The 24001-nt window shown below is 64.0% G+C and carries 21 protein-coding genes; 16 read left to right on the top strand and 5 right to left on the bottom strand.

Annotated features, from left to right (window positions below; all coding sequences use genetic code 11):
• Positions 1-43: 43 nt before the first annotated feature.
• The 12 genes from GY937_16400 (at position 44) to GY937_16345 (ending at position 14189) form a co-directional block, all read left to right on the top strand.
• On the top strand, positions 44-2452 hold the full coding sequence (locus GY937_16400) for a DNA translocase FtsK (GenBank protein ID MCP5058285.1): 2409 nt from the start codon (positions 44-46) through the stop codon (positions 2450-2452).
• Positions 2449-3192 (top strand): outer membrane lipoprotein carrier protein LolA, encoded by a 744-nt coding sequence (locus GY937_16395; GenBank protein MCP5058284.1) that lies wholly within the window; start codon positions 2449-2451, stop codon positions 3190-3192. Before GY937_16400 ends, GY937_16395 begins: the two co-directional genes overlap by 4 nt.
• A gap of 867 nt (positions 3193-4059) precedes the next feature.
• Positions 4060-5784 (top strand): proteasome ATPase, encoded by a 1725-nt coding sequence (gene arc, locus GY937_16390; GenBank protein MCP5058283.1) that lies wholly within the window; start codon positions 4060-4062, stop codon positions 5782-5784.
• A gap of 35 nt (positions 5785-5819) precedes the next feature.
• Positions 5820-7304 carry a proteasome accessory factor PafA2 gene (locus tag GY937_16385; protein ID MCP5058282.1) on the top strand — a complete coding sequence of 495 codons (1485 nt, stop codon included), beginning with the start codon at positions 5820-5822 and terminating at the stop codon, positions 7302-7304.
• 23 nt (positions 7305-7327) lie between these two features.
• On the top strand, positions 7328-7603 hold the full coding sequence (locus GY937_16380) for a ubiquitin-like protein Pup (GenBank protein MCP5058281.1): 276 nt from the start codon (positions 7328-7330) through the stop codon (positions 7601-7603).
• Positions 7539-8441 carry a proteasome subunit beta gene (gene prcB / locus GY937_16375; GenBank protein ID MCP5058280.1) on the top strand — a complete coding sequence of 301 codons (903 nt, stop codon included), beginning with the start codon at positions 7539-7541 and terminating at the stop codon, positions 8439-8441. Before GY937_16380 ends, prcB begins: the two co-directional genes overlap by 65 nt.
• Positions 8442-8443: 2 nt before the next feature.
• Positions 8444-9139: a proteasome subunit alpha gene (gene prcA / locus GY937_16370; GenBank protein MCP5058279.1), complete on the top strand. Its 696-nt coding sequence runs from the start codon at positions 8444-8446 to the stop codon at positions 9137-9139.
• Between the two features lie 163 nt (positions 9140-9302).
• A complete protein-coding gene (pafA, locus tag GY937_16365; protein MCP5058278.1) occupies positions 9303-10709 on the top strand; it encodes a Pup--protein ligase in 1407 nt (468 codons plus the stop codon).
• Between the two features lie 52 nt (positions 10710-10761).
• Entirely contained in the window at positions 10762-11187 is a 426-nt protein-coding gene (locus GY937_16360; GenBank protein ID MCP5058277.1) for a hypothetical protein, read from the top strand.
• A gap of 166 nt (positions 11188-11353) precedes the next feature.
• Entirely contained in the window at positions 11354-12388 is a 1035-nt protein-coding gene (locus tag GY937_16355) for a rod shape-determining protein (GenBank protein MCP5058276.1), read from the top strand.
• Between the two features lie 116 nt (positions 12389-12504).
• Positions 12505-13203, top strand: a complete 699-nt coding sequence (locus GY937_16350) for a TetR/AcrR family transcriptional regulator (protein MCP5058275.1) — start codon at positions 12505-12507, stop codon at positions 13201-13203.
• A complete protein-coding gene (locus GY937_16345) occupies positions 13200-14189 on the top strand; it encodes a diiron oxygenase (GenBank protein ID MCP5058274.1) in 990 nt (329 codons plus the stop codon). The genes GY937_16350 and GY937_16345 overlap by 4 nt, the downstream gene beginning before the upstream one ends.
• 40 nt (positions 14190-14229) lie before the next feature.
• Here GY937_16345 and GY937_16340 read toward each other — a convergent pair whose 3' ends face one another.
• Positions 14230-15807, bottom strand: a complete 1578-nt coding sequence (locus GY937_16340) for an NAD(P)/FAD-dependent oxidoreductase (GenBank protein ID MCP5058273.1) — start codon at positions 15805-15807, stop codon at positions 14230-14232.
• A 193-nt stretch (positions 15808-16000) separates the two neighbouring features.
• Between GY937_16340 and GY937_16335 the strand changes: the two genes are divergently transcribed.
• A complete protein-coding gene (locus GY937_16335; GenBank protein ID MCP5058272.1) occupies positions 16001-17251 on the top strand; it encodes an NAD(P)/FAD-dependent oxidoreductase in 1251 nt (416 codons plus the stop codon).
• A gap of 182 nt (positions 17252-17433) precedes the next feature.
• Here GY937_16335 and GY937_16330 read toward each other — a convergent pair whose 3' ends face one another.
• From GY937_16330 to GY937_16315, 4 genes are read right to left on the bottom strand one after another with little or no spacing between them, the layout of a single operon-like run.
• Positions 17434-18051 (bottom strand): SCP2 sterol-binding domain-containing protein, encoded by a 618-nt coding sequence (locus GY937_16330; GenBank protein MCP5058271.1) that lies wholly within the window; start codon positions 18049-18051, stop codon positions 17434-17436.
• A complete protein-coding gene (gene mltG, locus GY937_16325; protein MCP5058270.1) occupies positions 18048-19046 on the bottom strand; it encodes an endolytic transglycosylase MltG in 999 nt (332 codons plus the stop codon). The genes GY937_16330 and mltG overlap by 4 nt, the downstream gene beginning before the upstream one ends.
• Positions 19043-19483 carry a Holliday junction resolvase RuvX gene (ruvX, locus tag GY937_16320; GenBank protein MCP5058269.1) on the bottom strand — a complete coding sequence of 147 codons (441 nt, stop codon included), beginning with the start codon at positions 19481-19483 and terminating at the stop codon, positions 19043-19045. The genes mltG and ruvX overlap by 4 nt, the downstream gene beginning before the upstream one ends.
• Before the next feature lie 9 nt (positions 19484-19492).
• A complete protein-coding gene (locus GY937_16315; protein ID MCP5058268.1) occupies positions 19493-21340 on the bottom strand; it encodes a hypothetical protein in 1848 nt (615 codons plus the stop codon).
• Positions 21341-21479: 139 nt separating this feature from the next.
• Here GY937_16315 and GY937_16310 point away from each other — a divergent pair, with 139 nt between their 5' ends.
• The 3 genes from GY937_16310 to thpR are packed head-to-tail and all read left to right on the top strand — an operon-like array spanning position 21480 to position 23964.
• Positions 21480-22031 carry a phosphatidylglycerophosphatase A gene (locus tag GY937_16310; protein ID MCP5058267.1) on the top strand — a complete coding sequence of 184 codons (552 nt, stop codon included), beginning with the start codon at positions 21480-21482 and terminating at the stop codon, positions 22029-22031.
• The gene (locus GY937_16305; protein ID MCP5058266.1) at positions 22028-23359 is read left to right on the top strand and encodes a competence/damage-inducible protein A; all 1332 of its coding nucleotides are present in this window, start codon (positions 22028-22030) and stop codon (positions 23357-23359) included. Before GY937_16310 ends, GY937_16305 begins: the two co-directional genes overlap by 4 nt.
• Positions 23356-23964 carry an RNA 2',3'-cyclic phosphodiesterase gene (thpR, locus tag GY937_16300; GenBank protein MCP5058265.1) on the top strand — a complete coding sequence of 203 codons (609 nt, stop codon included), beginning with the start codon at positions 23356-23358 and terminating at the stop codon, positions 23962-23964. Before GY937_16305 ends, thpR begins: the two co-directional genes overlap by 4 nt.
• Positions 23965-24001: the final 37 nt, after the last annotated feature.

The raw sequence follows: 24001 nt of genomic DNA, 5'->3' as shown, positions 1-24001 counted from the left end.
ACGCTTGCTCCGTTGCCCGTCCCAATGGGTGAGGGACGCAGGGATGGCTGAGGCCACGCGCGGTTCGCGCCGCGGAAAGAGGAAGAAGAAGGCACGCCGCGGTCGTCGCGGCGGAAGCGCCTTCGAGAACGTTGGTCGTGAAGTGGCCGGGGTGGCGCTCGTCGGCTTGGCGTTGCTGGCCGGGATCGCACTCTGGACGTTCGATCCCGCCGATCCGGTGGGCATCTGGGAGCCGGTCCGCAATGGCGGCGGCGTAGCTGGTGCCACCGTGGCCGGCCTGCTGATTCGTGCCGTTGGAGCGGGGGCCGTGGTTCCCGTGCTCGGCATGCTGGTGCTGGGCCTCCGGCTGATGCTGCCCGGTACGATCCAGCCGCCCCCGAAGCGATTCTGGGTCGGGGCGTTGCTACTGCTCGTGAGCCTCGCAGCGTTGCCCGAGTTGCTGGAATCGTTGGCGCCGCACCTGGCGTTTGCCAGCGGCGGATGGCTTGGTGAGGTGGTGGCACCGGTCGAGCGCATGCTGCTCTCCGGCCCGGGCGCCCTCGCGCTGAATGCCCTGGCATTCCTCGTAGGCGCGCTCGGCGTCGCAGGCGTGCCCCCGGGAGTGGCGCTGGCACGCCTCGGCCAGGGGGCGGGCGTCGCCGCCCAATGGACCGGCGCGGGATTGGGCGCCGGGCTCGCATTCTTGCAGGAAGCTGGCGTGCGGGCAGGGCGACAGCTTGCGCGGGTGCCGGCGGGAATCACCGTATGGCGAGAACAGCGTGCACGTCGTGCACGCCGGGTGGCGCGTGACGAAGAGGTCGAGATTGCGGGCGACGCGGAGACGGCCATCCGGCCGACACGCGACGCTCCCAAGGCGCCACGTCCGAGCAAGGGCGCAGCGCCCGATATCGTCGATCATCGGAACAGCGGGAAGCAGGAGCCCGAGCAGGGGGCGTTCACCTTCTCCGAGAGCACGTCGTTCGGCCCGTACTCGCCGCCCGTCGTTTCGGAGATCTTTCAGGCGGCGCCGAAGGGGAGCCAGAAGTACGACCGCGACAGCCTGATCATGAACTCCCGGATCCTCGAGAAGAAGCTCGCGGATTTCGGCGTCAGCGGGCGCGTCGTGACCGTGCATCCCGGCCCGGTCATCACGATGTATGAGTTCGAGCCCGCGCCAGGCGTCAAGGTCAACCGGATCACGAACCTCTCGGACGATCTTGCTCTCGCGTTGCGCGCCCTTTCGATCCGCATCATCGCCCCGATCCCCGGCAAATCGGTCGTTGGCATCGAGGTGCCGAATCCGGACCGGGAGACGGTCTACATTCGCGATCTGCTCGAATCGAAAGGCTTTCGGACCAACGAGTCGAAGCTCACCCTTGCGCTGGGCAAGGATATCTTCGGCAACCCGGCGGAAGGCAATCTGGCCGCCATGCCCCATCTGCTCGTGGCCGGTGCGACGGGGACCGGCAAGAGCGTGTTCTTGAACTCGCTGCTGTGCTCGATCCTGGTTCGGGCGACACCCGACGAAGTGAAGTTCCTGCTCGTCGATCCGAAGCTGTTGGAGCTTTCGATCTACGAAGGCATTCCACATCTGATTGCAGAAGTCGTCACCCAACCGAAACGCGCCGCGGCGGCCCTGAAGGGCATCGTCTTGAAGATGGAGGAGCGCTACCGGGCAATGGCGGCGCTCGGTGTGCGCAACATCCTGCAATTCAATGCGCGTGTCGACGAAGCGTTGGAAGCCGGCGAGAAGACCTATCGCCTGAAACCGCTGCCGGGCGAGGATGAAGGGCGAGAGGTCGAATTCCAGCGCATTCCGTACATCGTGGTGGTGATCGATGAACTCGCCGATCTGATGGTCGTGTCAGCCCGTGACGTCGAGGAGAGCCTTCAGCGCCTTGCGCAGATGGCGCGGGCTTCCGGGATTCATCTGATCCTGGCGACGCAGCGGCCCAGCGTTGACGTGTTGACGGGCATCATCAAGGCCAACTTTCCCTCGCGCATTTCGTTTCAGGTCTCGTCGCGCACGGATTCCCGTACGATCCTCGATCAGGGTGGTGCCGATACTTTGTTAGGCCAGGGTGATATGCTCTTCCTTCCGCCGGGCACCTCGAAGCTCCAGCGCCTGCATGGTTCGTTCGTCACGGAGAAAGAAGTGACGAAGCTCGTTGCTCATCTTCGCGCGCAGGGAGCTCCCAAATTCGATGACGACCTCGTTCGCATCGAGGAGTTGGTCGAGGCCGGCGAGGTCCTGCCGGGAGAGGAGACCGACGAGCACTACGATCTGGCCGTTCAGATCGTCGCCGAGACACGCAACGCCTCGATTTCCTACATCCAGCGCCGGCTGAAGGTCGGTTACAACCGGGCAGCGCGGATGATCGAGCAGATGGAGCAGGAAGGCGTCGTCGGTCCCCAGGTCGGTACCCGATCCCGCGAGGTCTTCGTCCAGCCGATCGGTGGCGCCGAAGAATGAGCCGAGTGCGTTGCCTGGCCCTGGCCGGGGGGCTGGCGTGGATCCTGTCGGCTGGCTCAGCCGCCGGAGGCGATCCCGCGACCCCGGATCCCGCGCCAACCCCGGAATCGGTCGCGGACGCGGCACCGGCGGAACCCGCGACTGCCGACTGCGGGGAGAACGTTGCCGCTCGCGTGCAGGCCTATTACGACGAAGTGCGAAATCTGTCGGCGAACTTCCGGCAGACGACGCAGAGCGTAGCGTTTGGATCCGCGGCCGGCGCGGGCCAGCGCGCTGCGGGAACGGTCGAGTTCGCGAAGCCCGGCAAGATGCGCTGGACCTATACCGAGCCCGAGCCGAGCGAAGTGGTGAGTGATGGCTCCACGCTCTGGGTCTACGATCCGGCTGCGAAAGAAGTGCAGATCCTTCAGGTAGGCGAGGCCTTCCTTTCGGCCGCGGCCATCCAGTTCTTGCTCGGCTCCGGCAAGATCCTCGAGACCTTTCGCGTTGCGGCGACAGATTGTGACGCCTCACCCGTCCATCTCGTCCTCTCGCCGCGGAAGCCCGCCACCTACCAACAGCTCGAACTCGATGTGGATCCGGCCTCCGGCGTGATCACCCGTACGCTGGTTCTCGATGTGCTCGGCAACCGCACGGAAGTCGCTTTCGACGGTCTGCAGATCAATCGCTCACTTCCGTCGGACCGCTTCGTCTTCCAGGTGCCGGAAGGGGTCCGCGAGCTCCGTCTGGACGCCCCCTGAACACGGGATTGTCGGGAAGGACCGCGCTTTGGCCCCGGAATCGGCAACCCGCCGGCATCTGGGCTCCGTTCCTGCCCAGGCCCGGCAGTTTCCTCCACTCTTTCTGCTGTGACTGCAAACCAGCGCATAGCCGTCGGGAGCGTCGGCCGAGCGACACTAGCGTCAAGAACCCACCAGCATGCGGGTGCAGCAATGCATCGTAGAGCGGCACCCCAGGGGCAGCTTTCGATGGAATCCAGCCAACTCAAAAGGGTTCTCCGCCAATACCCGGTTGGGCCGAGAAGGGAGGGTCGGGTGGTCCGAAAGGAGCACGGCCGCGCGCTGGTCTTGGGCGGGAGCTGCCTCTCGGAGTGCTTGACACCCCTTGGCCCTACCCTATGCTCGATCGGTCAAAATGTACGTGAAAACAAGGGGTTTGGGGATTCCGATGCATCCTCATACAGCTTCCTTGGCGGGGTCCATCGGTGTTTCCGGGGATCCGCAGCTCAGCCTCGAAGGCCGCGAAGTGACTGAGAAAGGCTTGGCCCCCAGGCCCCACCATCGTCTCTCGTCGAGGCACTCCCACCCCGCAGGAGCCGGCAGCGGTTCCTCTATCTTGCGTTTCAAAGCCGCGCCCCCCCGGGCGTTCTACCTGCAGCGGCATGGGCTTTGCACACTCCAGGGTCGTCTCCGTGATGGGCACGGAAGCAACCAGGAGAGGGCGCAATGAGCGAATTCGAATCCGATGGTGGCCGGCGGGGTCTCATGAGAGACGTCATGCGACGGATCTCCCCGAGCGGTCCCGGAAACGAGGATGACGATTCGCAGGCGTCTGCTTCATCGCCTGGCGATAGCGCCAGGTCGACGGATTCGGAGCGCGGGCAATCCATGGCACGATCCCTACAGGACGAGATCGAAGATCTCCGAGAGGCACTGCGCTTCTTCGGGGGAGATTCCGCTGAGTTCCGGCGCCGCCTCGATCGGCTGCTCGCCGAGCACGAGGCGATCCGACGTCGCTTCCATTTGACACGCGACCAACTCACCGATGCGGAGCGTCAGAACGAGAAGCTGGTCGCCACGCTTCAGGAAGCCAAGCAGCAGATGGAGCTCCTGAAGGAAGAGGTCGACAAGCTATGCGCGCCGCCGAATGGTTACGGCGTGTACCAGCGCTCCAACAAGGATGATACCGCCGAGATCGTGGTCGACGGCAAGCCGATGCGCGTGAACGTGCATCCGAACATCGATACTTCCCATTTCGAGGAAGGTCAGCTCGTCGTCTTGAACGAAGCGTTCAACATCGTCGAGGGTGCGGGCTTCACGGCCCGTGGCGAAATCATGGCGATCGTCGACAACCTCGGCGATGGCCGCGTCGTCGTGCTCGGCCATACCGATGACGAGCGCGTCGTAACGCTCTCCGACCCGCTTCGCCGCGAGCGCCTGAAGGTGGGCGACCATGTCCTGGTCGATCCCCGGACGCAGTATGCATTCGAGAAGATGCCGAAATCGGCAGCCGAAGAAGTGGCCCTCGAAGAGGTTCCGGACATCACCTACGACCAGATCGGTGGTCTGGGCGAGCAGGTCGAGATCCTGCGCGATGCCATCGAACTGCCCTACCTGCACCCGGATATCTTCAGGGAGCACAAGCTTTCGCCGCCGAAGGGCATCCTGCTCTACGGTCCTCCGGGCTGCGGAAAGACCCTGATCGCGAAGGCGGTGGCCAATGCCCTGGCCAAGCGCATCGAAGAGAAGACGGGGCGGGAAACGCCTGCGTACTTCCTGAACGTGAAGGGCCCGGAGCTCCTCAACAAATACGTCGGCGAAACGGAGCATAAGATCCGTGAGGTCTTCAAGCGGGCACGCGAGAAGGCGAACGAAGATGTGCCCGTCGTGATCTTCTTCGACGAAATGGATTCGCTCTTCCGTATGCGCGGCTCTGGAATCTCCTCGGATATGGAGGCCACCGTGGTCGCCCAGTTCCTTTCGGAGATCGACGGCGTCGAGTCGCTGAAGAACGTGATCGTGATCGGCGCTTCGAACCGCCAGGATCTGATCGACCCGGCCGTGCTGCGGCCCGGTCGCCTGGATCTCAAGGTCAAGGTGCATCGCCCGGATCGGGATGCTGCCTACGAGATCTTCACGAAGTACCTCGTCGAGGATCTGCCCTACCACGCGGACTCGGAACAGCGTTATGGCAGCGATCCGGCGAAGATCGTCGACGGCATGATCCGCGACACGATCGACGACATGTACGCCATGGGCGAGGACAACAAATTCCTCGAGGTGACGTACGCAAAGGGCGAGCGTGAGATCTTCTACTTCAAGGATTTCGCCAGCGGCGCAATGATCGAGAACATCGTGGCTCGGGCCAAGAAGATGGCGGTGAAGCGCTACCTCGACAACGAGGAACGCGGAATCCGGGTTGGCGATTTGATGCAGGCCGTTCAGGACGAGTTCAAGGAGAACGAAGATCTCCCGAACACGACCAACCCGGATGACTGGGCGCGCATCTCTGGCCGCAAGGGCGAGCGGATCATCAACGTCCGCACCCTGATCAGCGGGATCAGCCGCAAAGAGCGCTCGATCGAGAACGTCGACTCCGGCCAGTACCTGTAGGAGGATCTCGCGTCGCTGCGGCGCCAGACATCGATATGGCGATTCCGATGGTGATGGGGACGGAGATCGAGTACGGGATCACGGTCAAGAACGACCGTGATTTCGATCCGATCTCGAGCTGCGTGCTTCTGGTCAACGCCTACCGCGAAGACCGGGTTACGAAGATCCTCTGGGATTACGACCAGGAGAATCCGCTGGCCGATGCGCGGGGCTTCCAGGTGGACGGCGAGAAGTACACGCCGAACCAGCAGGAGAACATCGCCCGCAACAAGACGCTCGAGAACGGTGCGCGTTACTACGTCGATCACGCACATCCCGAATACTCCTGCCCTGAGGTCACGAACCCTTACGAGCTCGTCGTACACGAGAAAGCCGGTGAGCGCATTCTCGAGTTCTCTCGCCGCGAGGCGACGGCGCTATTGCCCGAGGGTGTGACGATGCTGTTGCACAAGAACAACAGCGACCACAAGGGAAACAGCTACGGCTCCCACGAGAACTACTTGATGAATCGACGAACCTCGTTCAAGCGAATCGTCGAGCACCTGATGCCCTTCTTCGTGAGCCGCCAGGTCTACAGCGGTTCCGGCAAGGTGGGTAGCGAGAACAGGGCCCAGCCCTGCGACTATCAGATCTCCCAGCGAGCGGATTTCTTCGAGACCGAGGTCGCGCTGGATACGATGGTCAAACGGCCGATCATCAACACCCGCGATGAGCCCCACGCGGATCGCGAGAAGTATCGCCGCCTCCACGCGATCATCGGCGATGCGAACATGAGCGAGTACACGATCTACCTGCGCCAGGGCGCGACCTCGATCGTGTTGGGAATGATCGAAGACGACGCCATCGATCGGGAGCTCTCGCTCCGGGATCCGGTGAAAGCGATCAAGGAGATCTCCCACGATCCGACCTGCCGCCGTGAGGTGGAGCTGACGAACGGCAAGAAGCTCACCGGCGTGCAACTGCAGCTCGAGTACATGCAGATGGCACGCAAGTACATCGAGAACTACGACGTACCGGCCTGGACAGCCGATATCGTCGAGAAATGGGCCGAGGTGCTGGACGCTCTGGAGCGCGATCCGTTCGAATTGGCCGATCGCATCGATTGGGTGATCAAACAGGTCATGATCGAGCGTTTCATGGAGCGAAAGAGCCTGGAATGGGGGGATCCGCAGGTTCAGCTGCTGGATCTCCAGTATCACGACCTTCGACCCGACAAAGGCTTGTACTATCTTCTCGAGAGGCAAGGAAAGGTGGTGCGGATCGTGACGGATCAAGAGATCACGAAAGCGATTACCGAACCCCCTGAAGACACGAGGGCGTATTTCAGAGGCCACTGCTTGAAGCGCTTCGGCAACGAGGTCTTCGGCGTCAATTGGGACTCGATCTCGTTCGGTATCGGTGACGATCCGATCAAGCGCGTCTTGATGGCCGAGCCGCTGAAGGGCTCGAAACAGCACGTTGACGATCTGCTCCAACGCTCCAGCAATGCGGCGGAGCTGGTCAAGAACCTCCGCGCCTGAATCCCGCCAGGAGACATCTGATGATGCGAAGAATCGAACGACCCACGAGAGCCTCTACCGATCCCAATGCGGATCTCCTCCGCTTCGCCAGCGCAGCTGAGAGCAGCCAGAAGCAGAAATCCGGTGGTGGTGGCGATGACGGTGGATCTGGGACGAGTGGCGAAGGTGCAAAGAAGCTCGCCAAGAAGGGCGAGGATCTGAAGGAAGAGATGGACGCCCTCGTCGACGAGATCGATGAGGTCCTCGAGGAGAACGCCGAGGAATTCGTCAAGAATTACGTCCAACGCGGAGGCGAGTAGGCCAAACGGCCTCGACACGATCCACGCACACCGGGGGGGTTACGTGCGGTTCTGGGATGGCTACAAGGGCTCCAGTTTCATGGAGCTGATCAACGACGAGTTTCCGCAGTTGAAATGCGACCTGAGTGCTGGGTTGGCCAGCGCGGGCACGCTACCGGAAACGGCACATGGCACGACCTGCGTCGGGCTTCGTTTCGCCGACGGTGCGCTGGTGGCAGGTGATCGCCTTGCCACGATGGGCCATCAGGTTGCCAATCGTGACATCGAGAAGGTCTACGCTACCGACGGATACTCGTTGATGGCGATTGCGGGTGCAGCGGGCCCGGCCATCGAGATGGCGCGGCTGCTCGGCGTGCAGTTCGAGCACCATGAGAAGATCGAGGGCGAGCCCCTCGAGCTCGAGGGCAAGGCCAACACCCTGGCCAACCTCATCCGTCAGAACCTGCCTGCCGCCATGCAAGGGCTGGTGGTGGTTCCGCTCTTTGCCGGCTACGACCGCCGGCGCCACACGGGTCGGGTCTGGAAATACGAAGTGACGGGTGGACGCTACGAGGAACTCGAGTTCGACGGAATCGGTTCGGGTTCGATCTTCGCGAAAGAATCCTTGAAGAAGTCGTTCCGCGCCGACGCGACCCGCGAGGCCGCAGTCGGGATGGCCATTACGGCTCTCACCGACGCAGCCGACGAGGATCGGGCCACCGGGGGGGTCGATCTCGAACGCGGCATCTTCCCTCGGGTCAAGATCGTCACGGAAGGTGGAGTCGAAGAAGTGGGCGATGACGAGATCGCTCAGGTGTACCAGGGCGTGCTCGGAAGCCGCCGCCGGCCGGGAGCGTAGTCATGTCTTTTCCGTTCTACGTCAATCCGGAGCAGATGGCCCAGGACAAGGCCGAGTTCGCCCGCAAGGGAATCGCTCGGGGCAAGTCCATCGTCAGTGTCGAATACGATCAGGGCGTGATGATGGTCGCGGAGAATCCGACCCGGCTGCACAAGCTGGGAGAAGTCTACGATCGGGTCGCGTTCGCCGGCGTCGGCAAGTTCAGTGAGTTCGATCGCCTTCGAAAGATGGGTGTGCAGTGGGCCGATGTAGAGGGCTACCGCTTCAGCCGCGACGACGTTCGCGGCAAAGCCCTCGCCAATGTCTACTCCCAGATCCTCGGGGAGGAGTTCAGCCGTTCGATGAAGCCCTTCGAGGTGGAAGTCGTGGTGGCCGAAGTCGGCGACCCGGAACTGGCCGGGCACGAGGGCAACTCGCTCTTCAAGATCGGCTTCGATGGCACGGTGCAGGACCAGGAAGGTTTCTGCGTGATTGGTGGCTCCGAGAGCAATCTCCAATCCCATATGCAATCCAACTATCGGGATGGTCTCAGCCTGGCGGAGGCGATCGCGCTCGGGCGAGAAGCCTTGCAGCGGGCCGAGAACGGCACGCCGGACCTTCCGGCCAAGAGCCTCGAAGTCTGCGTTCTCGACCGGAGCCTGAACGGCCGGAAGTTCAAGCGCCTGACGGTCGATGAGGTCGCCGCGCTTCTCGGCTGAGCTTCGAGAGAGGCCCCCCCCCCCCCCCGGGGGGGGCCCCAGTTGACCGGATCTTTCAGGTCTCCGTTGGCAGCAGATCACCTCGCGGAGACGTCGAAAGGTCTCGCACGTACCTGCCGATAGAGGAATGGCTACATTGGCCCTCCGAATTGGGTGGGAGCACGTGCAAAAGCGGATCTACGGAGTCGAGACCGAATACGGAATCATCTTCACGCCCGAAGGGCGGAAGACGTTGCCGGTCGAAAAGGCGATTCGCTTCCTCTTCGAGAAGCTGATCACCACGGAGCACTTCCTGAACGTGTTCCTGGAAAACGGCGCACGCTTCTACCAGGACACCGGTTGTCATCCGGAGTACGCCACGCCGGAGTGCGCGTCGCCGCGGCAGCTGATCGTCTACGACCGGGCCGGTGAGCGCATCCTCGAGGATCTGCAGGATTACGCCGAGAGCAAGATTCGCGAGGAGCGGATCGCCGGCAAGTTGTCGATCTTCAAGAACAACACGGATTTCGTCGGCAACAGCTACGGCTGCCACGAGAACTACCTCGTCGATCGTGACGTCGATTTCTACTACCTGGCCGAGCAGTTGATTCCGTTCCTGGTGACGCGCCAGATCTACACCGGTGCGGGCAAGGTCTTCCAGACCCAGGACGGCGTGCACTACTGCATCAGCCAGCGTGCCCAGCACATCTACCAGAAGATTTCCGGCACCACGACGAACGATCGCTCGATCATCAATACCCGCGACGAGCCCCATGCCGATCGCGAGCGCTATCGCCGCCTGCATGTGATCGTCGGCGATTCGAACATGAGCGAGTACACGAACTTCGTGAAGATCGGGACGTGCGCAATCGTCCTGCAGATGATCGAAGACAACTACATCAACAAGGATTTTACGCTCCGCAATCCGGTCAAGGCGATCAAGGACATCTCCTGCGACACGACCTGCAAGCGGAAGCTTCGCCTCGACAACGGGCGCGAGTACTCACCGATCGAAATCCAGCGCGAATACTGCGAGATGGCCCAGAAGTACATGGAGCAGTATCCGGTTTCCGACGAGCTCAAGGAGAGCGTCGGAATGTGGCAACACGTGCTCGACTGTCTGGACGACGATCCGAACAAGCTCTCCCGCCAGATCGACTGGGTGATCAAGCGCAACCTGATCGAATCCTACGTCGACAAGCACGGCTCTCGCTGGGCCGATCCCCGCGTCTTCATGCTGGATCTCCAGTACCACGACATCCGCGTGAACCGCGGACTCTATTATCTGCTCGAGCGCAAGGGAGCGGTGGACCGCATCCTGAACGACGAAGAGATCAACAAGGCGAAGACCGAGCCGCCCCATGATACGCGCGCACGAATGCGCGGTGAGTTCATCAAGCTCGCCCGCCAGAATGGCATCCAGTACGATCTGGATTGGTCGAATATCCGCCTCGGCAACCTGCTCAACGTCCGGGTGATCTGCAACAACCCGTTCGAGACGGACACCGAGAAGGTGGCCGAGCTGGTGCGCACGATCCAGAAGACGAACTTGCGCAAGACCAGCCTTTCGAAACTCGTCATCCAGTCCTGATTCGCCAGCGCGCCCGTTCGCGATTCCCTCCCCAACGCGTCGAGGTTCCCCCATGAACGATGCACGCCCCCAACTGGTCGCCATCGACGGCGACGCCTTGCCCCACGAAGCCAACGGAGGGCAGGGCGGAGAAGCCCCTCGCAATCCGGCAGGCCTGGGTCGGAACGGCCGAATCGCCGCGGTGCTGGCCATCGTCGGCCTGCTCGGCTGGGGATACATGGGCTACCGGGCCTGGCAGCTCGAAGCCGCTCTGGCGGCCTCTGAGGCCGCTCTGGCGGCGGCTGAGGGCCGCATCGAGGGCTATCAGGCGCATCTCCTCCAGGTCCGCGATCGGACGGGAACACTCGTCGAGGGGATGGACGCCGTGGTCGGCCAGCTCGGGTCGCTCGCTTCGGACCTGGAATCCCTCGGCTCATTGGTAGGCGAAGACCCCACGGCAACCGGCAACGACAAGGCGGAAACACCCGCTCGGCCGTAGTTCTTCCAGCCTCGCTGCCGGCTCCCTGCGCATCGGCTGAGCGCGCATTTCCTGCGCAATTCCGCCCACTTCCGGGTGCGTGTCACTCAACTCCTGCCGCCCGGTGCCGATACGGAGAGAGCTCCCCGGTCCATCCCGGAGCCGGGACTCGCGAGAGGCGATCTTCATGCTCGATGCCATTGCCGGCCTCTTCTCCAGCGACCTGGCCATCGATCTCGGTACGGCCAACACCTTGGTGTATGCCAAGGGCAAAGGCTTGATCTGTTCTGAGCCTTCGGTCGTGGCCGTTGCCCAGGATCACAGCGGCCGGGGCGAGAGGGTCCTCGCCGTGGGCCACGAGGCAAAGGAGATGCTCGGGCGCACGCCCGGCGGTATTCGTGCGATTCGTCCGATCAAGGACGGCGTGATCGCGGATTTCGAGATCACCGAGGCCATGCTTCGTTATTTCATCCAGCGCGCGCACAACCGGCGCAAGCTGGTGCGGCCGCGGATCGCGATCTGCGTTCCGCCCTGCATCACCAGTGTCGAGAAGCGCGCTGTGCGCGAATCCGCTCTTTCGGCGGGAGCTCGCGAGGTCTACCTGATCGAAGAGCCGATGGCGGCCGCGATCGGTGCGGGCCTCGATGTGACCGCGGCCACCGGCAACATGGTCGTCGACATCGGTGGTGGCACCACCGACGTGGCGGTGATCTCGCTCTCAGGCATCGTCGCCAGTCGCTCCATCCGCTGCGGTGGCGACGCAATGGACGAGGCGATCATCAACTACGTGAAGCGCAAATACAACATGTTGATCGGTGAGCGCAGTGCCGAGGCCTGCAAGGTGAACATCGCCACGGCCTCTCCCACCGCGAAGACAGAGACCCAGGAGATCAAGGGGCGAGACCTGGTCGCCGGAATTCCGAAGGTCGTCGTGACGACCAGCGAGGAGATCCGTGAGGCGCTCCTCGAGCCCATCGGCCAGATCGTCGAAACGGTCCACCTGACCCTCGAGCGCACGCCGCCCGAACTCGCTGCCGACATCATCGACCGCGGCATCATGCTCGTGGGAGGTGGTTCGCTGCTGAACGATCTCGACCAGATCCTTCGCCAGGAGACCAAGCTGCCGATCCTTCGCAGCGAGGATCCCTTCACCGCGGTCGTCCACGGTGCCGGGCGGGCCCTGGACAATCTGGATCTCCTGAAGGAAGTCGCGATCCAGTAGCCCCGGTGCTCTCGCGCCAAGGCACCGTGCCCTGCTTTCCGTCCGGACTCTGGCTAGTGGTTGACAATCAATCCTATATAGTACAGACTAGTACGTACGATTCAGGATCCATCCCGATGTCGACACCGCAACGCAGAAGCCTTCTGAGTAGAGAGCGAATCCTTGCTTCTGCCACGGAGCTGTTCGCGGCCAGAGGCTACGCCGGCACTGGCGTAGACCGCGTCGCCGAGAGTTCTGGCATCGCGAAGACCGCCATCTACTACCACTTCGGCAACAAAGAGGGATTGCTCGCGGCAGTCGTCGAGCGCGCGGCCGGTGCCTGGATCGAAGGAATCTCCGAGGCGTCGCGACAGGCAGGCGAGCCGGCGGCACGCCTCGATCGTGCGCTGCTCGGCATGCGCGCCATGCTGGAAGAGAAGCCCTGGATCCTGAAGCTGATCCAGATCCTGGCGCTCGAGGTCGCTGCTGAAAAGCCCGAGATCCGCGCGAGCCTGCAAAGGCTCATGGATCAGGCACGGGCCGCCATCGTCCAGGGCATACGGGATGCGCTCGGTCTCGACGTGCCCGACGCGGATGGCGTCGCTTCCGCTCTGTTGGCGATGCTCGACGGCATTGCGCTCGGTCGCGAGATCGATCCCGACGGTTTGTCGCTGGACGACGCCTTCGTGGACATCCGGCGCGCGACCGCGTTCCTGATCGCCATCCGCCTGAACCCGGAACTCGGACGCTTCTTCGATGCGCCCTCACCGGAACGCGCCCCCGAGCTGGCAGCGCTCCTATCAGGAGCCCTACCGGCAGGAGAGGAAAGACCATGACTGCGACGACATTCACGGCCGAGCTGCCCCAGGAAGAAAAGCAGGGAGCTCCCGACGGCGGGGCGTACGAGCGACTGCTGGCGAAGCTTTCCCAGCAATCCGTGACGAAGCATTTCGATGCCTATGCGGACATCCCGTGGGAGGATCCTGAGTACGCGGTCGACCCCTCCGACCCGCGCTTCGCGATTCCCGAGGACGATCCGCTCGGGCGTACGGCCTGGTACCGCAGCCTTCCCGCGGAGACACGTGCGAGGATTGGCCTGCATATGGTGGCGACCTTCGCACGGATCGGATGGTCGTTCGAGAGCGTCCTCAAGCGCGGGTTGCTCGAGTTTGCGGCACGGCTGCCAGATGATGCTCCCGAGTTCCGCTACTGCTACCACGAGGTCATCGAAGAGGCGCATCATTCGCTCTTCTTCCACGAGTTCGTGTTGCGCACGGGCCTCGACGTGAAACCGCCTCCGGTCCTGAAGCTCGGCGCGCGTCAGGTGATCGGGTTCGGACGTTGGTTCCCCGAGCTCTTCTTCATCTTCGTGCTGAGCGGAGAGGATCCGATCGATTGGGTACAGCGCCGTGCGGTCGCGAGCGATCACGAACTCCATCCGTTGATCGAGCGCATCAGTCGCATTCATATCACGGAAGAGGCGCGGCATATGGCCTTTGCGCGCCACTACCTGCTCCGGCATGTGCCGGAAGTCCGAGGCCCGAAGCTCTTCCTGCTGCGGTTGCGGTCTGCGATCGTTCTGAAGATCGCATCGGCGCTGATGATGCGACCCTCCCGCCAGATCATCGAAACCTATGGCATCCCGAAGGCGACGATCAAGGAAGCCTATGGACGAGGTTCGTCAGGAGCCCTGATGGCTCGTGCCGCGTTGTCGAAACCGCGTGAATTGTGCTGGGAACTCGGCATCCTGAACGAGCGCTGGACGCCGCTCTGGAAGGCGCTCGGCATCTGGGCACCGCGTGGGGCGAAGTTCGACCTGTAGACCAGCGATCCCTACCGAGAGAGACTCATGGGTCTCCGGCTCATCCCTCTTCGAGCTTCCGGGGCGCCATGAACCAGGTCAGCGGCCTGGGCTCCCGTTCTGCAGGCTCGGAGACGCCTTCCAGCAGATCGAGGCCCCGGTCCCGGACAGCGTTGAAGATCCGCTCGGTCCTGCGCAGTTCTTCCTTGTCGGTCGTGGGAGTGCCTATTTCTCCTGCGAAGCCCAACAGGTCTTGACCGTCGGAGAAGTGACCTCGGTTTGCGCGATGATAGGTTCCGCAGCTGGTCAGGTGCTCGTCGATCCTCTGGAAGAAGGAGGCAAAGTTCGAGAGTGCAGTGAGAACGTAGTTGCGTTGGATCAGTTGGCGCTTGAGCTGGCGGGCGTTCAGGTGCTTGTCCTGGAAGTAGGATGAGACCCAGAGGTTGTAGTAGCAGGCGACATCGAAATCCCATTTGAGCTTGCAGAGCTCGTAGCTTCCCAGCACCGAGTACTGATCCCGATAGAGGCGCATCGCTGCCTCGACTCGAAACTGCATGAATTCATCGTAGAGATCCACGCGAGCACCGAGGGCTTCTGCGTCCTCGCCTCCGAGGTCCCGGACGATCAAGTCCGCGGTGAAGTCGTTTCCGAGCGCGATGAAGTCGGCGCCCGGGCTGTAGAACGGATCTGGGAATGCCGAGGCTTCTCCTGCCAGTGCCCAGCGGTTCGGGCTGTAGAAGCGCTTCGTGCCGTAGGCCAGGTGCATGAAGCATTGGGTCTCGACCACCTTGGCATCCTGGAGCAAGGAGGCCACGGCGCGGTGGCTGCGCAGGAATTCGACGAATCCCTCGGTCGTGCGCCAGTCCATGTCGAAGCGGCCGCGATCACAAACCACGCCGATGCTGGTGAGTCCGTTCTGTAGCGGGATGAACCAGATCCAATACCCGCGCGCCAGGAAGTGGAGGGTCGAAAGTCGGCGCGGAGTCCAACGCACGCGCTCCCGGAAGGAATCGGGACCGAGGCTGTCGATATCCTTGACGCCTTCGAACCAGCCCCAGACCGACGCGTTGTCGAGGTCGTCCACCGGAACGTTCAGCTCGAACTGGCGTGCGAGCATCCGGTTGCGCCCACTGGCGTCCACGAGCCAGCGGCTCTCGATCGTCTCCGACTCTCCACCGGTCGAGACCACCAGGCGGTGGTTCCGCCCCTCTTCGCCGCACTCGATCTTCTCCACCTTCGTTCCCAGCCGCACATCGATGCCGGCTTGCCGGTTCATGCCGATCAGGTCGGCTTCTAGCCGGCTGCGATCGATCTGGAACGCGGGAATCAACGGGATCCCGGCCGAGCCGATCTCGCTCATTTCCTGTAGAGGAACGTCCAGCTCCGGGCTGTCGAAGAAGAAGCGCAGGCCGTTCTTCGGGTAGTGGCGGTCGTAGAGGTAGCTGCCGAGCCCCAGCCTCTTCACGAAGTAGTGGCTGGCGATTTCGACCATCGACTCGCCGATATTCAGCGAGAAGCGGGTCTTCTTGTCGAATACGGCGATTCGCCGGCCGGGAAGGGTCCGGGAGAGCTGGCGTGCCAGCAGGCTTCCCGCCATGCCTCCGCCGATGATGGCTACGTCCAGCGTTGTGGTGCTCACCGGGGGTGGAAGATAGAAGACGGATCGAAGCCGCGGAAGCTCTGATGATGGCCGGAATGCTCGAGGCACCCGAGATCGGAGTGTGGCAATTCGCCAACCTGTCGGGGGAGGATGAGCCGTCACGGCCCTGCAGGTCGGATTCGCACGAAACTCAGCTTGCCCGTCGATTTTCCGTTCCCTAGCGTTCGCCGACATGGGCAGCCGAATTCGCAGCGTAGCCATCATCGGCGGTGGCCCGGCAGGCTCCGCCCTTGCTTTCTATCTGGGCCGCGCCGGCCGGAAGGTCGTGCTCTTCGACAAGGGCAACCGGCCGCCGATCATCGTCGGTGAATCCCTCGTCCCGGCCACCGTTCCGTTCCTCGCCGAGCTCGGAATCGAGGATGAGGTGCGCAGTTACAGCACCTTCAAGGAAGGGGCGAGCTTCATCTTCAACAGCGAAGAGAGCTTGAGCTTCAGGTTCGCGGAGGTGCGCGGTGCGAAGACCAGCTACTCCTACAACGTTCCGCGCGACAAGCTCGACGCCTCCATCTCCGAGGTAGCGGCGCGCTCCGGCGCCAAGCTGGTGCGAGAGACGGCGCGGGTCGAGCGGGTGGGCAAATCGGATCGGGTGCAGCTCACTCCGGAGACCCTCGGCCACACGAAGGACGTCTTCGAGGGCCAGCCTGATCTCATCGTGGATGCCAGTGGGCGCCCGCGCATGCTTCCGAACCTGCTCGATCTCCCCTATCAGCACGGTGACCGCAGGGATACGGCACTCTTCGCGCATTGCGACGGCGTTGCCCAGGTGATCGAAGGCAATGTTCATACGGATACCCTCAGTCACGGATGGAGCTGGCGCATCCCCCTGCCCGGGAAGATGTCCGTGGGCTTCGTGGCCGATTCGGATTACGTGAAATCCCTGGGTGCGAGTCTCGAGGAGCAGTTCGACGCAATCCTGGCCCGAGAGCCTGTGATCAAGCTCTGGGGAGACTCACCCCGGCGCATTACTTCCGTGCTCAAGTACACGAACTATCAACTGGTCTCGAAGCGAGGCTTCGGGAACGGTTGGGTATTGCTAGGCGACACCTTCGGTTTCGTGGATCCTGTCTTCTCGAGCGGTCTGTTGCTGGCCTTCGACGGAGCGAAGGCCCTCTCGAAGGCGATCCTGGCCGGGGGCGACGAACGCGCCATGCGGCGCTACGACCAGCACGTGCGGCATCACATCCAGGCCTGGCAGAAGACCATCGACCATTTCTACGACGGCAGGCTATTCACGCTCTTCAAGGTCGGAGAGGTCGTGCGACATACGCCCATCGGGCGCATGATGGATTTCCATTTCCGCAAGCACGTGCCGCGGGTCTTCACTGGCGAGGCTTCGTCGAAGCGCTACAGCCCGGCCCTGGTGGATTTCATGTGCCGCTATGCGCTGATGGACAACGATCCCAGCACCCTCGCCATCCGCTGAGTTGCGCTTTGCATCAGGTTCTGGACGTGCTGCGTCTGGCTAGCTCGCCCTCAGCGCGTAGGCGAAGTACGTCCGTCGCCCGCTCTGGAAGTCCTCGTACATCGGCGAGCCGATCGAGTCCTCCGAGGGTAACCCTTCACGAAAAGGGTTTCCCTGTTCCTGAGCCCAGCAGCCCGTCGCGGTTATTCGGGGGAGAGGACGGCCAGGGCCAGCTGCATGGCGAGTTGCATGTCGCCGTCGAGTTCGATCTGGCCGGAGAGGAAGGCATCCTGAGCGGCGAGTTCGCCTGTCTTGAGGGCTTCGTAGGCTTCTCGATCGACACGGATGGTGGTGGTGGGCTCGGTCGGTAGGGGGTCCTTGCCGAAATGAGCGAGCAAGGCGAAGCCTCCTTCGCCCTGGAGCTGGAAGCGCAGGGTGCCGGTGAGGAGCTCCAGGTTCTCCATCCTCGAGGCGGTGATCTTGAGGTCGCCGCCCTGGCTGGCCAACGCGCCGAGGAAGCCCAGGGGCGAATCGCCGGCTTCGCTGGCCAATCGTTCGAAATCCGGCCGCTCGAGCACGAGGGTCAGGAAGGGCGGGTGAGTCGCTGCGTCGCCTTGTGCCATGACGCCGTCGACTATGTTCAGGGTGAAGCTTCCGCCGCCCTCCCCGCGCACCTCGATCAACATCGTCGCGTTGACACCGCGCAGATCGTCGAGCACGCGCTGGGAGGTTTCGACGGCCCGCTCCTGCTCCCGGAGCGTTCGAGCCCATTGGGCGGGAAAGAGTTCGGTGAAATAGGTGCGGGGATCGGAAGCGCTCACCTGTGTCCTCGTTGGTAGCGATCGACGGCCCGGGCGTGCTCGGCGTAGGTGCGCGAGAAGTGATGGGTACCATCGTTCTTCGAGACGAAGAAGAGAGCTTCTTCGTCCTCGTTCGGCTCCACCACGGCACGCAACGCGGCCGCGCCCGGGTTGGCGATCGGTCCCGGTGGCAGGCCGGGGATCTTGTACGTGTTGTAGACGTTCGAGGTGTCTTCGAGGTGGATTCGGCGCAGGTTGCCGTCGAAATCCGGGATGCCGTAGATCACCGATGGATCCGTTTCGAGGCGCATTCCGCGCTCGAGCCGGTTCAGGAAGACGGCCGCGATGCGAGGCCGCTCCTCGGGCGCGCCGGTTTCCTTCTCCACGATCGATGCGAGAACGACGACCTCATGCATCGATAGTCCCCGGGTCTGGGCGGTCTCCGCGAGCGGTGCCCAGGCCAGGCGGAACTGCTCCACGAGATCTTCGATCATCGCCCGCGCGCCGACGCCGCGTGCCCAGCGATACGTTTCCGGGAAGAGGTATCCCTCCAGGTCGTCGCCATCTACGCGCAGTTCCTTGGCCAAGCTGGAGTCATGCACGAGGGCGAGAATCTCCTCGGCATCGGCAAGCCCCGCTTCCTCGAAGCGCGTCGCGATCTCGGTGGCGGTCAAGCCTTCGGGGAAGGAGAAGGGATGGGTGCGCACCTGACCCCGGGCCAGCCGGTCCAGGATCTCCGCCGGCGACTGCGTGGCCGAAAGCTCGTATTCACCGGCGCGAAGGGATGCGCCCTGCTTCTGCCAACGGGCCAGGCCCTCGAACGCCCATGCGCGTCGCACGAGCCCCGCCTGCTTCAGCGAGCGGGCGACGCGGCCCAGGGTGGCGCCTTCCGGAACCTCGAAGACGACCGGCTGCGCGTTTTGCTTGGGAGCGGTGAGTGCCCGTCGCACGGTGAAGCCACCTGCTACCAACGCGGCTGCGAGGACCGCGACCATCGGGATCACGATCCGCTTCATACGGCGCCCCGCGCTGCCGCTCGAGCTGCCCGTTGCTCCAGATACGTGCGCAGCAGCACGGTGGCCGCCACGGAATCCACCACCGCCTTCTTCTTGCGTCGGCCGCGTCGGCCGGTGTCATCGAGCGCACGCTCGGCCTCGCGCGTGGTCCAGCGCTCATCGATCAGATCGACGGGCAGGTCGAGCGCTTCGCGAAGCCCCGTGGCAAAGCGATCCGCGGCTTCGGCCTGGGCGCCTCGCGAACCGTCCAGGTGGATTGGCATGCCGACGACCACCCGCGATACACCGCGATCGCGCACCAACTCGCCGATCGCCGCTACGTCCAACTTGGCTCCGCGGCTCTCGATGGGCTCGAGCGGCAAGGCGATGCGGTCGTCCAGATCGGATACCGCGAGGCCGAGCCGTCGGCTCCCGAAATCGATCCCCAGTACCGGCATGGGCGGAAGCTAACGACTCCGCCGTTCGAGCGCGGTCTGGGCCGCCTCGCGCAGCTGGGTGTCGCGCAGACGCGCAGCCTGGGAGAGCACACCGACCGCATCGTCGCCGGACAGTTGGCCGAGAGCCCGTATGGCGGCCAGTTTGAGTTCCCGCAGGCGCTTGCGACCGAGGAAATCCCGTCGCAGGACCACCTTCCCGAGCTCTGTCGATGCCTCCGGACGGCCGAGTTCGCCAAGGGCCCGGATCAGATCCCTCGAATTCTCCAGCTCGCGGGCTTCGATGGCGGCGTGAAGCGCGCTCGCAAGCGCGGGAACGGCCCGCGGACTTCCGGTGGCAGTCAGACACTCGATGGCCAACGGAGGCAGCTGTGGATCGGCTGCCGAAAGGGCCCGGGCAAGCGCTCGCAAGGCCTGCGCGTCGTCTGCGCCCTCGGGTTGGCTCAGACGGGCGAGTGCCGCACCGGCTGCCTCGCGTACGAATGCATCCTCGCTGCGCAGCAGGTCGGCGATCCGTGCCACCGCATCGTTGGTTCCGATTCGTTCCGCCAAGCCGATCGCTCGCTGGGCGATCTCACGCTCAGGGGAGGCCAGGCCCTCGATGATGGGCGCCTGGGCCGCGTGGGGCCCCAGGGCGAGCAGCCGGGAGGCCAGGCGCTCGGCCCGCTCTGAATCCGCCTCGGTAAGCGTGCAGACGGCGAGCGCCCGAATGCCGTCCTCACCTAGTTGAGCCAGCACGCTGGCAGCCCGCTCCGCATCGGCGCCGCCATCGGCCGCACGGTCGATCACCGCATCGAGTCGTTCGCCCGTCGTAAGCTGGCGAAGGGCCGCTTGCGCGATCCCCTGTTCTTCGTCCGCCCGTTTCGCTTCGCATTCTACGGCCAGGGCGGCCAGGATGCGCAGTGTTGCTGCCAGCCCCAGGCCAGCGGCCTCGTTCTCGACCAGCCGGACGAGCCCATCGATCAACTCGGCGTAGGTGCTGCCTCCAGCCGAGCCCTCGATCTCGCGTAGCAACGTAGCGGCGGTATCACTTGGCGGAGGCATGCCTGCGCCGGAGCACATGGTGTCGCCGCTGCTCTCGCCGAGCGGCAGGGCAACGGGCTGGGTGTCTTCATCCCCGGTTCCCCCGCTTTCGGAGGATGCCCTCGCCGGGTTGGGAAGCGTCTGCTCCGTGTCGCTCGGGAATCCTTCCTCGGCGAGGCGCCCCGAAATCGGATCCGTGGGTTCTCCTGTCTGCTCTCGCAGTTTCTCGAGCGTGGCGGTTCCCGTCGGCTCCCGGGCGTTTTCGAGTGTCGGAGCGTCGTCTTCAGGCTGCGACCTCGGAAGGGGTTGGAGCGCAGGTTTCCCTTCGGAAGGGATCGGCTCCTTCGGCATGGGGAGACCGGGGGCATCCGCTGGCATTTCGATGCTCACGCCGTCGGGTACCCGACGGGCGAGAGCGGGCCCCGCACCACCTTCCTCGGAGAGGGCCTGGTCCGGCAGGGCCAGTACTTCGATGAGGCCCGCGAGTGCGTCGCCATCTGCCTCCGGCTCGACCCGCAGGCGCCAGACGCCCCGGGCCTGCCAGTCGGCAAGTGGAGTCGCCAGCCGCCCATCGATGGGCACTCGCATCCCGCCCTGCTCGAGTCGGCCCGGTTCGATGGCCAGCTCGATCGGCCCGTGGCGTTGTAGATCTGCGGCCCACACCCGGCGGGCGTGTTCGAAGACAGGCCCCAGCCGCGGATCGCCCGGCTCGAAATAGCTACGGGCTTTCACGACACGCGCCAGCTCCAGCAGGAGCGAGACCAGCTCGGGCGTACTTCGAGGTTGGGTGGCGGCCATGATCGGCTCGAAGGATAGGGTGTGGTTGGCGTCGGGCATCCCGAGAGCCTTCGGTTCAACCGGGCGCTTGTACGGGATCCGAAGAGCGGGCGGCTTCCGCCGATGGTATCCTCGCCCCTTCGCCCGGCTCCCCCCGCCTGAGGCGAGACCCACCCTCCTCCGGTCCCGGACCCAAGCCATGGGACCCCACGATGGTCGCGCGCTCAGCGCCGCGGCACCCGACTCCGCGCCCGAAGGCCCGGTCCGCTGGGTGGCAATCGCCACTTCGACGAGCCTGGGCGCGGGTTTTCTGCCTTGGGCGCCTGGAACCTGGGGTTCTGCCTTTGCAGTCGGAATTTTCGTGTTATTTTCGCCTTTACCTTCTTGGCTGCTAGTGGCCAGTGGGTTGGCGCTCTGCGCGCTGGGGGTCTGGTCGGCGGACGTGAGCGAGGCGGTGTTCGAGCAGACGGATGATGGACGCATCGTGATCGACGAGGTGGTCGGGCAGCTGTTGACCCTGGCTCCCCTGCGCATGGTGTTCGGTCCGCAGCAGGCGGGTCAGGAAATGTTCTGGCTCGTGACCGGATTCGTCGCATTCCGGGTGTTGGATATTGCCAAGCCGGGGCCCGTAGGGTGGGTCGAGCGGCATACCTCGGGAGGCTTTGGCGTCATGGCGGACGATGTGGTGGCTGGCGCGATCGCGGCCCTCGTCCTGGCACTGGCGCTGCTCGCCACCGGGGGCGCCGGATGATCGCCGAGGTGCTGACCATCGGTGACGAGCTGCTGCGCGGTGAGATCATCGACTCGAACAAATCGTTCCTTTCCGAGCGCCTGCTTCGCATCGATGTCCATACCCGCTTCCACGCCTCGGTCTGCGATTCCCCGGAGGATATGACCGACGCCTTCCTGCGCGCGGCTTGTCGTTCGGATGTCGTGCTCGTTTCCGGTGGGCTCGGGCCGACGCGAGATGATGTCACCCTCGAAGTGCTGGCCGAGACCTTCGGCCGCAAGCTGAAGCTGCACGAGCCCTCCTTGCGAGCGCTCGAGGCGTTCTTCGAGCGCTTCGGCCGCAAGATGGCTGAGAGCAACGTCAAGCAGGTCTGGCTGCCGGAAGGCTCGGAGGCGCTGCCCAACCCGGTTGGTACGGCGCCCGGTTGCCTGTTCGAAGCCGAGGACACGCTCTTCTTCTGCATGCCCGGCGTACCGCGGGAGCTCTACCAGATGATGGACGAGCAGGTGATCCCCCGGATCGCAGCGCGGACGCCGGAAGCCGAGGAGCGGGGCAGTGTGGTGCGTTCGACGATGCTCCGAACCTTCGGGATCGGGGAGTCGACGCTGGAGGACGAACTCGCGGACCTGGCGAGGGACGAGCACCTGAGCCTTGGCTTTCGAACCAGCTTCCCGGACAACCTCCTGCGCCCGGTTGCGCGGGGAGCCAACGAGGCCGAGGCCGAGGAGCGGCTGGCGAAGCTATGTACGTCGATTCGCGAGCGGCTCGGCGCCCTGGTGTACAGCGAGGCTGAGGACCAGACCATGGAGGCGGTCGTCGTCAGCGGGTTGGTGGAGCGTGGCCTGCGCATCGCTACCGCGGAGAGCTGCACCGGCGGGCTGCTCGGCGCAAGGCTCACCGCGGTGCCCGGCTCTTCGGCCACCTACCAGGGAGGGGTCGTCGCCTACGCGAACGAAGCGAAGGTGGCGCAGTTGGGCGTATCGCAGGAGTTGATCGAGGCCCACGGCGCCGTTTCGGAGCCGGTCGCCCTGGCGATGGCACGGGGGGCGCGGGAGCGCTTCGGGGCCGACCTGGCGATCTCGACCACCGGCATTTCCGGGCCGGGCGGTGGCAGTGACGAAAAGCCGGTTGGCCTGGTCTGGATCGCGCTTTCCACAGCCGCCGAAGACGTTGCCCAGGATTTCGTGTTCCCCCTCAGTCGGGAGGGCCATCGGGTGATCACCGCCCAGGTCGCTCTGGATTGGATCCGCCGGCACCTGCTCGGCGAAGAGCGCGCGGCGCCCCGCTACCTGCTCGCACCGAGGGGTACGTCGCATGCGACTTCGCACGGTACGGGAGCTGCGTCATGAGTTTCGGTCGCCGTCAGGGCTCGCTGGTGCGAAGTTTCATTGCCGTGCCGCTGCCCGAGCCGGTACGCGTCGATTGTGCGGCGCTGGCCGTCGATCTGGCGGGTTCGCCCGGGGGCGAAGGCGTCCGTTGGGTACGCACCAAGGGGTACCACGTCACCTTGCGCTTCCTGGGCAACGTCGCGTCGGAAGAGCTGCCGGGGCTTGGCGAGCGGTTGACGGATGCGGTGGCGGAGAGGATGCCCTTTTCCCTTTCGCTGAGCGCACCGTTTCTGTTCCCGAAGGGTCGCCGTGCGAAGGTGGTGGCGCTCGGGCTCGCGCCCGAGGGACCGTTGGCAGAGCTTGCCGCTTGCGTCGAGCGAGTGGTATCGGACTGTGGATTCGAACCCGACTCACGCGCGTTCCACGCGCACCTGACGCTCGGGCGGATTCGCAATCGACGCGTCCCTTCGCTGGAGAAGGCTTCGGCCCCGACCGCAAGGTGGACGGTTTCGGAGGTCGTGCTCTACCGCAGCGATCTCGCCCGGGATGGTGCCCACTATGAGGCGCTCACACGTTGTCCGCTCGGCTCGGAGATGCCAGTCGCAGCGGTTTCGCTCTCACCCTGAGACAGTTTTCTCAATCTGAGAATCATGGATAGGAGAA

Source organism: bacterium (assembly GCA_024228115.1).
In the GTDB taxonomy this organism is placed as follows: domain Bacteria; phylum Myxococcota_A; class UBA9160; order UBA9160; family UBA6930.
This window is presented reverse-complemented; position numbering and strand designations above follow the sequence as displayed.

Coding starts and splice junctions, on each gene's coding strand:
- GY937_16345 (MCP5058274.1), top strand. CDS start 13,200: ATGACTGCGACGACATTCACGGCCGAGCTGCCCCAGGAAGAAAAGCAG.
- ruvX (MCP5058269.1), bottom strand. CDS start 19,483: ATGCCGGTACTGGGGATCGATTTCGGGAGCCGACGGCTCGGCCTCGCG.
- mltG (MCP5058270.1), bottom strand. CDS start 19,046: ATGAAGCGGATCGTGATCCCGATGGTCGCGGTCCTCGCAGCCGCGTTG.
- GY937_16310 (MCP5058267.1), top strand. CDS start 21,480: ATGGGACCCCACGATGGTCGCGCGCTCAGCGCCGCGGCACCCGACTCC.
- GY937_16400 (MCP5058285.1), top strand. CDS start 44: ATGGCTGAGGCCACGCGCGGTTCGCGCCGCGGAAAGAGGAAGAAGAAG.
- GY937_16350 (MCP5058275.1), top strand. CDS start 12,505: ATGTCGACACCGCAACGCAGAAGCCTTCTGAGTAGAGAGCGAATCCTT.
- GY937_16395 (MCP5058284.1), top strand. CDS start 2,449: ATGAGCCGAGTGCGTTGCCTGGCCCTGGCCGGGGGGCTGGCGTGGATC.
- GY937_16380 (MCP5058281.1), top strand. CDS start 7,328: ATGCGAAGAATCGAACGACCCACGAGAGCCTCTACCGATCCCAATGCG.
- thpR (MCP5058265.1), top strand. CDS start 23,356: ATGAGTTTCGGTCGCCGTCAGGGCTCGCTGGTGCGAAGTTTCATTGCC.
- GY937_16305 (MCP5058266.1), top strand. CDS start 22,028: ATGATCGCCGAGGTGCTGACCATCGGTGACGAGCTGCTGCGCGGTGAG.
- GY937_16355 (MCP5058276.1), top strand. CDS start 11,354: ATGCTCGATGCCATTGCCGGCCTCTTCTCCAGCGACCTGGCCATCGAT.
- arc (MCP5058283.1), top strand. CDS start 4,060: ATGGCACGATCCCTACAGGACGAGATCGAAGATCTCCGAGAGGCACTG.
- prcA (MCP5058279.1), top strand. CDS start 8,444: ATGTCTTTTCCGTTCTACGTCAATCCGGAGCAGATGGCCCAGGACAAG.
- GY937_16360 (MCP5058277.1), top strand. CDS start 10,762: ATGAACGATGCACGCCCCCAACTGGTCGCCATCGACGGCGACGCCTTG.
- GY937_16335 (MCP5058272.1), top strand. CDS start 16,001: ATGGGCAGCCGAATTCGCAGCGTAGCCATCATCGGCGGTGGCCCGGCA.
- GY937_16315 (MCP5058268.1), bottom strand. CDS start 21,340: ATGCCCGACGCCAACCACACCCTATCCTTCGAGCCGATCATGGCCGCC.
- GY937_16385 (MCP5058282.1), top strand. CDS start 5,820: ATGGCGATTCCGATGGTGATGGGGACGGAGATCGAGTACGGGATCACG.
- prcB (MCP5058280.1), top strand. CDS start 7,539: ATGAGGTCCTCGAGGAGAACGCCGAGGAATTCGTCAAGAATTACGTCC.